The organism is Neobacillus niacini, assembly GCF_000759675.1.
Lineage (GTDB): Bacteria > Bacillota > Bacilli > Bacillales > Cytobacillaceae > Neobacillus > Neobacillus niacini_A.
Genome location: NZ_BAWM01000004.1, coordinates 1 through 13195 on the forward strand (window position 1 = coordinate 1; position 13195 = coordinate 13195).

Sequence of the window (13195 nt, forward strand, 5' to 3'; positions counted from 1 at the left end):
GTTCAAAATCGAACAAGAAATTGCCGTTTTTTTGTCTAGACCATGCTTACATTTCTAAAAACGTAAGTTTTTCAGTGCCCTCCAGAAAATCTGAAAGACTTTTTTACACACTGCCACATTTAGTTTCTTTACTTTAATACCTTTAGTGAACAACATTCCACATGTCTGGACTGCTGATTGTAGACATTAATTTTTATTATTAATGATGTAGCCTTGTTCACCGTACTTATATTTAATAACAAGCAGTTTTGAAGTTTGCTGGCATCTGTTTTTCTAGTACCTTTATGTATCCTGAAATACTGATAAATCAAGGTTTCTTGCTTCATAATGTTTTCTTGTGATTTGTAATTTTAAAAATTTGGGCATCAAGCATGGCACCAAAGCACCTCCACATTTAATCGAAAACTATATTATGTAGAATTTATTGAAGTGGTTTTTACCACTAGCCAGGACCCCGGGTAGGCTCGAAAAGATTTCTTTTCGTATTAAATAATTGATAACTTTACCCTCGAAAACATTTACCAAAACCTTCTAATATGCGTCAAGTCAGGAATCCAATCTTAATAATCAAGACCGGCCAAGGAATGAGGTAATCAAAACAAATCCAGAGCCAACCTTGTAGATTATACGACACTGTCGATAGCGCGGAAGTGCCTCTAAAACCTACCTAGGTGATTGCATTATTTAGGTAAACTCAAGCAGGATAAGGTACGAAAAGAGCTTCTAACTCAGTAAGAACTTGATCATTACCCTATAAACCCCATCTATTTACATTTGATTCACAATAAATATTTTTATTTGTAAATCATAATACAAAGCCGGCCAAGGACAAGTACACCCAAGAATAATATTTCATTAGGATGGGGTGGGTACCTTTTTCTATATAGATTACTGCTCAAAAAGTGCACAATTGAAGTCCCATCAATTTTTAGGAGACCAGCTCCCTCCGTTGGCGTGCGTGCCCAGGATTTATCAGCACTGGATGAGGTGTAATGATACTGATCGAAGATGGTTCCATTTGGAGCTTTTAAGGTTACGCCAACTCCTGTGTTTTTATAGTAGTTACTTGTTTCCCAGACAAAGTATCATTAAGCAGGGATAATCGTTCCATTTGGAATTGTATATGGAGCAGAACCGACACCAACAAGATCATTTTTTTGCAAAAAAAGAAAACTCTTGTTAATAAGAGTTTTCCATGAGAAATTTCATCTTCACCATTCCATGTGATGTTTAGTCCAGTTATCACTTATTACTGGGATTAATGTATTTCATTATCTTTTTTATTTTGAAGTAAAAGCATATAAATTTCCATCAAAAGCTCCCACTACGAGCGTATTACCGGAAATGGCCGGAGAGGAAGCCACGGGTGCGCCGATCTTAAATTTCCATGTTGCTTCTCCGGTATGCCGATTCAAACCATAAAGGAAACCGTCATTGGAACCAATATAGACCGAATTCCCGCTTACTGCAGCAGAAGAAACGATTCCACCTTGAGTTTCAAATTTCCACTTCTTTTCGCCCGTATTGGCATCGAATGCAGCGACTTGGCCATCAGGGAATCCCATATACACAACCCCTTTTGAAACGGCTGGTGAAGAAGGGGTCACCTGGCGCGGCATATATTTTCCGACGCCTTCAAGTGAATCAGGGCTCTGGTATGTCCAATTTGTAGTACCATCGATTGCCTTTACGGAAGCCAAGATCCCTGTTCTGAACCCTACATATATATTACCGTTGTCCAATGCTGCCACCGAGTGAGACCAACTGGACAAGCTCGGACGCTTTTTCCAGACGAGGTTTCCTGTTTTCGCATCCATGGCATAAAGATAACTGCTGCCTGCAATCGTATAGAGGATCCCGTTATCCACAACCGGCGTAGCGGCAATGAAATGGTCGTTTTCCAGCGGCTTTTCCCATAACGTTTCCCCTGTTTCCCCATTCAGGGCAATCATGAAACTGCCTTTCCGGGTGCTATATCCTTGGTATACGATACCTTCAGCAAACGTTGGGGAAGAGTACATGCGGCCGCGCTGAATGCCGTCCTGTTCTATTCCGATCTTTTTCTCCCATAATAGTGTTCCGGTATTATCATTTACAGCATAGATGTTTCCCCTTACGGATGAAGCATAGACAACCCCATTTGAGACAGCAGGGGAAGCCTGAACCTGTGCATTTGTCTTGAACTGCCAACGTTTAGAACCGGTAGCCAGATCAATGGCCAAAATGCTGTTCTCTTCCACATCGTTCTCATCCCTTGTTCCTATATATACGGAATCACCCACGATAGACGGAGATGAGGTAACAATCGAACCTTGCGTTTGAAAGCTCCATGCCAGATTTAAATTTGGCGAAAGTTCATCTGGTGACTCACCAGTATGTTTTGCGTTCCCTTTAAACGTGGACCAATCAGTACCGCCCTTTGGGATCACAGGCGTGTATTGCCCGGAAATCTGGAATGTTGACTTCTGTTCCCATATATGACCATTTGAGTCTGTGGCACGAACTTCCATTTGATGCTGACCCGGTTGTTCTTTGGCGGCATCCCAATTGGAGGACCAAGTGAATTCGCTGCTTTGCTTCGCCTTTTTCCATGGACCGTTATCAATTCGGAATTCCGCTTTTTCGACCGTACTTGTTGAATTGAAAATATTGAACTGTACTTTTGTCTTACTCATCGGAATCTCGCTTCCTGGAGCTGGATGAATAATTGTCAGGTTGTCTTCAATCCCGAACATTTTAAATTGCGTATCGATTTTGTCTTCCTTCATATGGATAAGACGATAACCCGATGGTGTAAAATCGTTTGTGTTGGAATTGGTGGAGCTGGTGACGATATGTTTGGCACCAGGGATTACTTCCCCGGACACGTCGTTGATATGAGTATGTCCGCTCAATAACAGCTTCGTGTTGTACTTGGCCAGAACATCCAGGAAATCCTTCGTTCCATTAATCGGAGTATCAGGCGCATTTAGTTGGATATGCGCTACCGCTACCACTTGTTTATTTTTGGCATTCATCTCCAGATCCTGCTTTAGCCATTCCAGCTGTTCGGGCTGGGTGAAGCCCAGATGGTTTTCCAGAATGATAAAATGCTTGTTACCATAATCAAAGGAATACCACTCAGGTCCTAAGTATTGACGATACCGTTCAACGCGTGATTTGTAGTCCGGGCCTGACGTGATGTCATGGTTCCCTGGCGCTGGATAAAACGGCAATTTTGAAGTGGCCGTAGCAGCGGTGTAGTCCTTAAATTCTTCATCGGTTGCATAGTAAGTCAAGTCACCGTTAACCAGCACGAAATCAGCGGAACCTTTCAGTTTGTTCAGTTGCGTAACTTCATTCATAAATTTTTCGCGATTGTTGACACTGCTGTCTTTAACATGGACATCCGCTAAGTTTGCAAAGGTAAATTTCTCTTTGCTCGTTTCCGAGGAAGCGATCAAGTTGAAATCCTGAACCTTTTTTTCATCGGCTTTCAGGTCTTTCATGTGCCTGTAAAACATCGGGGTCATGTTTGCGTCCGTTGGAACCTTGTACCCGCTTGGGACGGTGATGAAAACGATATCGGACAACCTTCTTTCAGGATTGATGTCCAAAGAATAATCTCCGTTTTCATCTGTCCTGGTTATTTGAGACCCGTCAGAAACACTAACATTTGGAAGCCCTTTTTCCCCTGGATCCTGAACTCCATTGCCGTTTTTGTCCACATACACCGTTCCTGTAACGTTGGCAAATCCATTATCTGCGAGAACTGGCTTCATGAATACGGATAAAGCCAATCCAGCCATGCCAACAGCGACGAAAGGCTGCATTTTCTTTCTTAATTTCGAAAGCTTCTGTTCCATTTTTCATTTCTCCTTTACCTGTTTTCTCTCCTAAGTTACATCTATGTATGGTGGTCTCTCTAATAATCTGTTTGTCCTTTAGGCATTCCCCCTTTCAGTAATTCGTCCACGGAGTTCTCATCCAAAGAAACGCTGTACGTACCAAACAAAGCCAATTAAACTGATTGCGACCGACGCCGTACCCTGTATCATGCTACCCCGCCTGTTTCTGCGAACCAGCAGAATGATAGGGAATATGATTAGAAGAATCATTGCTTGTCCACCCTCTACTCCCAAGTTAAAAAAGAGGATCGATAACAGAGTTCGAAGTGATAGATCTCCCGTTATTTCCAGTGCTCCCGAAAATCCCAAACCATGAATGAGTCCGAAGCCAAATACGATCCACAGCCTGTAACGACCGGAAGGGAAAAATAGATATTCAAAGGCTACGAACACAATACTGAGAGCAATCAAAGGCTCCACGACGTCAGGCGAGACCGAAACCAAATTCAAGGCACTAAGTCCAAGACTAACACTGTGCGACAAGGTAAAGACGGTAACCACTTTCATTACATCTTTTAACGTTTTGGAACATAACAGCAAAGCAATCACAAACAAGATATGGTCTAAGCCGATAAGGATATGGTGGAAGCCCAGCTGTACAAAGCTTATTACTTGTCCCCAAAGAGTCCCGTTACCCAATTCGAATGTTCTTTCCTTAGCTGTTAAAATAAATTCGCCCGTTTCAGTTCCGAGCTCATAATGAGCAATGTTTCGGTGCAAGCGGTCATTGTCATCGAAGAATATATTGTAATGAATTTCAACTGTTTTCTTGGACACATCCTGGACAGGAAAGTCGATTCCAATCCTTGCGTAGCTCAACTCTCCTTCTTGTTTAAGGCCAATATCAGAAATTTTCCCGTATGTTTTGACTCCGTCTGCAAAAACCTCAAGATTCTGAGACAAATAGTCTTCGATTAACATTTTGTTCCTGCTTAGGGCATCCGACAGCTCATCCTCCTTCATTTCCGGAAGATTACCCAGTTCTACTACCCTCCCCAATTCAAAAATGTCTACTGTTAGTTCATAGTGAAGGACTCCGGCCTCTGCCGTTATGTTTGACCTACCCTCACTGTTATCTGTATGGGCATGAACGGAACTTGGAATCTGGCTTATGCTAAATATGATGAAAAAGATTGCAGCAAACCAGGTTGTTACGGATGACCTCATATTGTTTCTCCTTTTTTAGTTGATATTCAGATACTAGTAGCAACTATTATTTTTTTATAATTTTAACTGCAGAAATAGTATTTTTTCCTCAGTTGTTCCCTTTCGTTACTTTTTTTCGATTACTACTGCTTCGATTTACGGTACTATGTTTACAGCTTAGATAACAGGCTACTCAAATAGTTTAAATATAGATTGTTAAATGATTGTTTAACGCTTGTAAAATTTTTATTAAAAATCGACCTTGTAAAAATTGGATACTTCCTTTGGAAGTACGTAGGCTTCTGCCGAAATGAAAACAAGCTGGCAGCAGATTGTACCAGCTTGTAATAATATTAATGTCTCAAAACACAACCATTAATGAAAGGATTGTTGCGGATTAACTTCTCCCTGTTAAAGGAAGGAGATCTTTCTGAGATGCATTTCGGTGTTAGTTACTTGTGAATTTTAACTGGAATCTGTCGGACTTATAGATAACCTTCACTTTGTACTTGCCTGGTAAACCCGTGGTCTCAATAGAAGAAAATACTCCATTCCGTTGATGCTTATAAACGTTATGAGAATGACGCCGTTAGCTGATACATAATTGCCCGTAAAATTCAGACACAATTTCCCCTTTACGGTTTCCCCGTAACTGCTACCCACGTATTCGCTAAAATTAAGCAAAATATATCGGGGTGTTACCGTTAAAATTAACGAATTAAAACAACGTTAACACAACGTGAACCCTTGCGGTTACTAGCTTTTTGTTTACGTTGGCGGGACTGCGTGGGAATCGAACCCACCAGACCAGGCATGCAAGTCTCAAGCAGTTTTGAAGTTTATCACCGTCCCCGGCAGGACACTTCTCACTCTATAGTGTTATTATTTTCGCGTTAAAAATATCGAGCTTGCATTTGCAGCCAATTACTGAGCTGCAGATGATTGACATAGAAAGATCAGAAAATCATGTCCGCAATATCTTTTGGACCTCTTTCGGCAAAAATTAAAAGTAATCTAGAGTCATGAAGAAAAAAATCTGCTCTATTATTGATATCTTTTAGGTCATGTAAGTCAACAAGGACCTATATGACCTGAAATACAACTAAAAGATAACGTGATAATCAGCGGTCAAAAGAAATAACAGGTGAGGAATGTGCCAATTTCACAATAAGTGTTTACGTGAATAAGGAAGAAATTAGGAAGTATATCAATCAAAACTTGAGAAATCCTTAAAAGAAGCCTTATGACTTGGGATATTGAACAAATGTCGAAGTGAACTCGTTTTTACAAACATTGAGCATTACTCTCGTTAGTGGTTCTGCTCTGTAAAGAGCACTCATAAAAACCCTAGAAACGTTGAAATAACGCATGTTCTAGGGTTTTTTATTTTTGTCTGCTATGTAGAATAATGTATTATCCCCCAATTTGTTGGGGGAGGTTTTGGGGGAAGTTTCAAGGAAAAAATATTAAGTGGACAGGCGTATTTTATTTGCACAGTCATACTGCCAGTAAGGAGACTTATTTAATAATAGGACACATGTGTTTTATTTATTTTTGAGGTCACATAGGTCATAATGACCTCAATGACCTTTAAATTTACTATAAGAGAGCAATACAGTCAATGGAAATGAACCCTAAGAGATACAGATGTTATTGCAGATGTTTACATCATGCCGCCCATTCTACTTTGATATAAATAGAAATAAATATTGAGAAAAAAGTCAATAAAACATGGGTTTCCAAATAAATTTAATAAATCCTTTTAAATAGTATCTAAAAACAATGCGGACAAACTTGCGGACAAGAGGTAAGGTTCTTCTTGTCCTTACCTGCTTCCCAAGCCTAAAACACTTTACCAAGTTTCCCTTATTTTTGAGTTATGACACTTTATTAATAAAAAAAAGACCGCATAAATCCTCTTTGGAACGATCTCTTAAAGTAAAAAGCACGCTTGAGCATGCTTTTTACTTTTTTAGCTATTTACGAAATGTCTGATTATGGTAATTCTGATAATGCTGAGACTAGAAGTTAGGATTCACATACGTTTGTGGTTGGAAACCAACTGAACCCTATTTGACCTGAAAGTTCTTGCTCCAGTTGATTACACTGTGCTATGACTTCCTAACATCTCAGCATTGCTAATTCATGTCCTTGGAGGCTTTGCTGAATGGTTTGAACTGTCATGCGTTCTTTTCTTTACTATATTCCGCCTTTCACAGCTTTCTCATTCTCCTAGCTAAATTCCAAATAATAATAAGAATAACAACTCTAATAATACAAAGGAGAAAGGAATCCATTACAGATTCCTTTCTTTTGTTCTTTATTATTTACCAATAAACATTTGTGTCCAGTGGTTTCCAGTCTTTTCGTATCCTACTCCGATATGAGTAAAGCTGCTGCTTAAGATGTTTTTCCTATGCCCTTCACTGTTCATCCATGCATTTACGACTTCTTGTGGAGTCCGTTGTCCTTGGGCAATATTTTCGCCTGCAGATTTATAAGTCACTCCAAAGTCCCTCATCATGTCAAATGGTGAGCCATATGTTGGACTTGTATGTGAAAAATAATTGTTTTGCTGCATGTCCACTGATTTCTTTTGTGCCACTCCATTTAATTGTGAATCTGCTTTTAATGCTGGAAGGCCATTTTTACTACGTTGTGCATTCGTTAAATCGATAACCTGTTGAACATATGCACTAACGTCTCCAGTTGCTGGTGCTGGTGCTGCTGGTTTTGGCGCTGGCGCTGCTGGTTTTGGTGCTGGCGCAGCAGGCGCTGGTGCTGGTGTTACTGGTTTAGGTGCTGGTACCGGCGCTACTGGTGTTGGTGCTGTTGGTGCCGGTGCTCCTGGTGTTGGTGCTGTTGGTGCCGGTGCTCCTGGTGGTGCCGGCGTTATTGGCACTAGTTGCTGATTTGGAGTCTTTCCTTGTTGACCACCAAATTGGACAGAACCAAATGGGATATACCTATACTGAGCATGTTGAATCAAGATCGCTTTTGTATGCGGATATTGATCACTATTCAATGACGTTCGATCAGCAGAGATGTCAACGTTGTTATATCTATTAACATCCCTGTTCATATCATAATCACGATTATAATTTACATTTAACCGGTTAAGAGTTGTATTTCGTCCATTATTCAACCGGTTTGTATTATTGTAACGAACGTTATTTGTTTCAAGCCTTCCTCGATCAATATCGCTATCATTATTATCGTTATTTGTATAATCTTCCGTTAACATCCCGTTATGGTCAATACCATCATCTCTTCCATTACCAACGTTTAAAGTGGTATTGTTGTCTCTATTGACCATACCAGTACGGACTTCGTCGGCTGCATCATTTCCATTGTTATTACACGCAGCTAGACCAATTGTTAAGACCCCTGATAGTAGTAAACCTAATGGCTTTTTTATCAAATTAATTACCCCCTTGCAAAAATATTTTTTTGCCTTCTTATTTTTGGTTGTTTTTCAAAAAATATTGATGGAAAAAAACGTATAATTCTACAAAAAAAAAACAATTAGTAAATTAATACCAAAAGGTTTTTTATTTTTCAAAAGTACAACATATATATTAGGGAAAACAAATTGGTTATCCAAAATTCGGAGTCCCATCTTCATTCCACTTTAAAGCTAGAGCCAAGTTGAGGAGGGATTATTATATTGAATAATCAGGATATATTTGAAGGTAGCAATTGCTCCAAGTTGTGCTTTCAGTAGGACCTAGGCGCCTAAATCGGAAATATGATGTTCCATATTGTTCAATATTTTTACTGCTGTAATATCGCCACTTATATCAAAGAGAAATTACTTTCAGCCAAAAAAATGTACCCTTTATAAGAGTACACTTTGTTCTATTTCTAAGTTAGTCTGCTTTTCGCAATTTATTCAAAAGACAGCCAAGACCATCAATCTCACAAACAACCTCATCACCTGGTTTTAACCAGTTTTTTTCCTCCATCCCAAAAATAACTCCCTCTGGTGTACCAGTATAAATAACGTCACCGGGCAGAAGCGTCATAATTTGGGACAAATCACTAATTAGCTTAGCAGTAGTGAAAATCATATCCTCAGTGTTTGAATTTTGGCGCAATTCACCATTCACCCAGCACTTTAAGTTCAAGTTTTGTGGATTAGGTACCTCATCTACAGTTACGATATAAGGTCCTAACGGAGCAAATCCGTCAATAGCTTTTCCATATAACCATTGATGACTACGGAATTGAAGCTCACGAACGGAAAGATCATTGCCAACGGCATATCCAAAAATATAATCTAATGCCGATTCAACTGAAACATTTTTTGCCGGTTTACCAATCGGCATATACACTCGTTAATATATTCACAATATTTTTCATTTTCCAAACAACCACTCGCACAATTCCTCTTAACAAATAAAAAACGCTGAATTTTCAACGTTTTTTAGCTAATTTCTTACTTAAATATTATTTATATAGCAACTCTTTTTTGGTTCTACAGGTACTTGTAATCTGTAATGTTACTATCATCAACCCGCTTAAGAGTACTATTTTCCCGTTTCACAAAATGTAAACGTCTTCACTTAATTATTTTGAGATATTTACATTTAAAATGTAAGAAAATATGTTATATTCAAATAAATAAAAAATGGGAGTGAGAAAATGAATTCACTAGTACAACGTGCATATAATTTTAACGCAGGTCCATCCGCCCTTCCGCTAGCTGTTCTGGAAAAAGCAAAACAGGAACTTATTGATTTTCGTGGTACTGGTATGTCAGTCATGGAGCTTAGCCACCGTAGTGCAGCCTATGAAGAAGTACATAATAATGCCATTGCCCTTCTAAAAGAATTGTTATCTATTCCAGAAAATTATGAGGTCCTTTTTCTACAAGGAGGAGGAAGTCTTCAGTTTTCAATGGTTCCGATGAACTTTATGAAACCTGGAGAAAAAGCAGGTTATATTATGACAGGTTCTTGGTCTGAAAAAGCATTTTCTGAGGCAAAATTATTCGGGGATCCGTATCATGTTGTCAGCACTAAGGAAAGTCAATATCGGCGAATTCCTCAATTTGATGAATTGCAATACAATCCCACTGATGCCTATATACATTTGACATCGAATAATACTATTTACGGCACACAATGGAAGGACTTCCCCGATACAGGTGATGTACCATTGATTGCAGATATGTCCAGTGATATCTTATCTAAGCCCTTTGATATCAGCAAATTTTCTTTAATTTACGCTGGTGCCCAAAAAAATCTTGGTCCTTCTGGTGTTACAGTGGCAATCATTCGCAAGGATTTGATTGAAAAAGCTAATCCTAACATTCCGACCATGTTAAAGTATGGCACCTATTCAAAAAACAACTCGTTATATAACACACCACCTACATTCGGAATTTATATGCTTGGCGAAGTTTTGAACTGGATTAAGGAAACAGGCGGAATTAATGAACTAACCAAAAGGAACGAGGAAAAAGCAAAACTCATTTATGACGCAATCGATCAAAGCAATGGATTTTATGTTGGTCATGCCGAAGCCGAAAGCCGATCGCTAATGAATATTACTTTCCGCGTGAAGGATGAAGAATTGGAGAAAAAATTCTTAGCTGAAGCAAAGAGTGAAGGTTTTATCGGTGTAAATGGTCACCGCTCTGTGGGAGGATGCCGAGCGTCTACTTACAACGCTGTCCCATATGAAACATGTAAGGCTTTTAGTGAATTCATGGTTCAATTTCAAAATGTAAATCAATAAACAAATAGATTTAAAAGGGAAATATTATTATTTATTTCCCTTTTTTATTTTTCGGTATAAACGATACCCTTTTCTGACACAATTTACAATAGAAAACGGAACTCGGAGTTGATATTTGTAAATAAACGGAAGGTAGATTTTATAATAGGCTTTCTTTAAATCATCCCACTTCCGGCATTTTCCCTGCTTATAAAAATCAGAAACATCGACGATATACCCTCTTCCATCACTCATAACGACATTTTTCCCATGTACATCAAACGGGTTTAAGCCCACAGAACGAGCATATTCTATCCCCTTATCCACATCTCGTATAACAGACTCTGATATAGGGACCCCTTTTACAACTGCGTCGAACAGATTCATTCCATCTATCCTTTTTAAAATCAAGTAGTTATCTCCATAGTCAATTAATGAGGAAAAAGAATCATGATTGCCCAATTTTTTATATACTTCTACTTCCTTTTTTAAATCCTCAGGTTTTCTTCCATATACCTTTACAACCCATTTAGGATTTGAGTGATGTAAAAAGACACCCGCGTAATTTCCACTTCCTATTGTTTTCCAAGTATTCGAGAAATTCCTTACAATGATTGGATCAAATGGACCTTCCGTTGAAAGTTGGATATTGGGTAGTAATTCATTTCCAATTAATTTTGTATATTTTTCAATTTTCATTTGCACACCTCAGGACAAAACGGATTAATAAATAATTCTTTATTTTTAGTATACATCTCATATACACTTAGACTAGATAAAAAATTCTTATTTCTGTAAAAAAATTGTATCCTTATTTAAAATTTAATGAAGAGGTGTTAGAGTGCTATTTCCCACTTTAGAAACCGAACGATTAAAACTTATTGAAATTACACAAAATCATGAAGAAAGTCTGTTTGAAATTTTATCATTAGATGAAGTGACCAGGCATTATGGGACTGACAGTTTCACTTCCATTGAAGAGGCAAAAAAATTAATTGACATGTTTCAAAAGAACTTTTATGAAAAACGCGCCATTCGCTGGGGAATCATTCTCAAAGAAAGTAACAAATTTATTGGGACATTAGGGCTTAATGGGTTACAGTTAAAAAACAAAAAAGCTGAAATTGGCTATGAAATACATCCCTTTTATTGGAGGACGGGCTATACTTCAGAAGCAATAAAAGAAGTTTTGCGTTATAGCTTTCTAGAGTTGGAATTAAACCGGATTGGAGCTGTTGTTTACCTAGAAAACCAAGCATCTATCAATCTTCTTGAAAAATTAGGATTTAGTAAAGAAGGGGTGCTACGTGATTATTTGTATCAAAACGACCAATTTCATACAACCCATATGCTGTCCCTATTAATACATGAATGGAAGACAACCGCCCTTAATTCCTTTGGAGCTAAAGCAAATTAAAAAAGCCAGGATATATTCCTGGCTTTTATTCTTCAAAGTAGTCTCTAAACGCTTGGGGATTATTGGTTTCCTTCCCCTGATAATATGGGTTATTTTCAGTAGAATCCTGCGGATCAAGATTTGTCTTAATAATCAAACGTGGTTCCGATGGCTGCTCAGCAATGATCCTGTCGTTTAATTGGTCGAAATCAGGCAGTTTGTTATTTCCAGGTTGTCTCGGCTCCATATCAGTGACACCTCCTAAAAATATGTTGCTGATTTTTCTTTTTTATCATACATTCTATCTATAGTTTTATTATTAAATGATAAAAAAGAAAAACTAGGAAGTAGAGACTTCCTAGTATGTTTATTCTTCTTCGACTCCAAGTAAGAAATCAGGATTTAATTCCTCAAATTCTTCGTCATCAACATCCATTCCCCAATCATCGTCATCATCATGGCAGCCCTTTGGATTAACGGCAACACAAACTTTTGTTTCACCAATTACTTCCACTAGGAATTCCCTTTCAACATGGACAATGATGCGATTACCATTGGGCGAGATAACTGCTTCACAACAATTAGGCTGCTGCAGTACGCGAGCACAAATTTCATTGTCATCCAAGCAATCATGATCACGGTACTTTAACTTAATGACATCTGTATATTTAACACATTCAGTAACAACTTCTGTTCTGGTATTGTCATTATATGAGTACCAAACGTTGATGTCATACGAGCCGTGTATCTCTACAGTTTTGCCGACTTTTTTCGCGTTGTATTTATGGTTGATAATCCAACATCCAAGAATGCTTGTTGGACTATGTGCCGGGCTAATCGTATGATTGGACTGGGTGAATTTACGCCCTTTCGCTACTACGGCCTTCGTAATTATCTCTCTGTATTCTCCCATTTCGCGCGAACCCTCCTCATTCATTTTCATTTCATCCTATGCTAATTTATAGACTAGTGTGCGATATATTTCTGCGAATACTGGATAAAAGTTTAGTCATAGTTCATTTTATGCGGAAGTTTTATGTAGGTT

At 38.5% G+C, this 13195-nt stretch carries 9 protein-coding genes; 2 read left to right on the plus strand and 7 right to left on the minus strand.

The window, feature by feature from the left end; all coding sequences use genetic code 11:
- Positions 1 to 1280: 1280 nt before the first annotated feature.
- The 4 genes from TR08_RS01105 to TR08_RS01120 form a co-directional block, all read right to left on the minus strand.
- A complete protein-coding gene (locus tag TR08_RS01105) occupies positions 1281 to 3845 on the minus strand; it encodes an outer membrane protein assembly factor BamB family protein (protein ID WP_045515101.1) in 2565 nt (854 codons plus the stop codon).
- A gap of 117 nt (positions 3846 to 3962) precedes the next feature.
- Positions 3963 to 5054 (minus strand): HupE/UreJ family protein, encoded by a 1092-nt coding sequence (locus TR08_RS30135; protein WP_052427318.1) that lies wholly within the window; start codon positions 5052 to 5054, stop codon positions 3963 to 3965.
- 2302 nt (positions 5055 to 7356) lie between these two features.
- Positions 7357 to 8115, minus strand: coding sequence for a CAP domain-containing protein (locus TR08_RS01115; RefSeq protein WP_045515510.1), 759 nt, complete (start codon positions 8113 to 8115; stop codon positions 7357 to 7359).
- A 787-nt stretch (positions 8116 to 8902) separates the two neighbouring features.
- Positions 8903 to 9361 carry a fumarylacetoacetate hydrolase family protein gene (locus TR08_RS01120; RefSeq protein ID WP_081954311.1) on the minus strand — a complete coding sequence of 153 codons (459 nt, stop codon included), beginning with the start codon at positions 9359 to 9361 and terminating at the stop codon, positions 8903 to 8905.
- A gap of 316 nt (positions 9362 to 9677) precedes the next feature.
- Between TR08_RS01120 and serC the strand changes: the two genes are divergently transcribed.
- Entirely contained in the window at positions 9678 to 10775 is a 1098-nt protein-coding gene (gene serC, locus TR08_RS01125; protein ID WP_045515105.1) for a 3-phosphoserine/phosphohydroxythreonine transaminase, read from the plus strand.
- A gap of 27 nt (positions 10776 to 10802) precedes the next feature.
- Here the strand turns inward: serC and TR08_RS01130 are convergent, their stop codons facing one another.
- The gene (locus tag TR08_RS01130) at positions 10803 to 11453 is read right to left on the minus strand and encodes a serine/threonine protein kinase (protein ID WP_045515107.1); all 651 of its coding nucleotides are present in this window, start codon (positions 11451 to 11453) and stop codon (positions 10803 to 10805) included.
- Between the two features lie 142 nt (positions 11454 to 11595).
- On the opposite strand from TR08_RS01130, the gene TR08_RS01135 reads away from it, so the two are divergent.
- Positions 11596 to 12171 carry a GNAT family N-acetyltransferase gene (locus tag TR08_RS01135; RefSeq protein WP_045515109.1) on the plus strand — a complete coding sequence of 192 codons (576 nt, stop codon included), beginning with the start codon at positions 11596 to 11598 and terminating at the stop codon, positions 12169 to 12171.
- 25 nt (positions 12172 to 12196) lie between these two features.
- Here the strand turns inward: TR08_RS01135 and TR08_RS01140 are convergent, their stop codons facing one another.
- On the minus strand, positions 12197 to 12397 hold the full coding sequence (locus tag TR08_RS01140; RefSeq protein WP_045515111.1) for a hypothetical protein: 201 nt from the start codon (positions 12395 to 12397) through the stop codon (positions 12197 to 12199).
- Positions 12398 to 12517: 120 nt separating this feature from the next.
- Positions 12518 to 13063: an outer spore coat protein CotE gene (locus TR08_RS01145; RefSeq protein ID WP_045515113.1), complete on the minus strand. Its 546-nt coding sequence runs from the start codon at positions 13061 to 13063 to the stop codon at positions 12518 to 12520.
- Between the last annotated feature and the right edge of the window lie 132 nt (positions 13064 to 13195).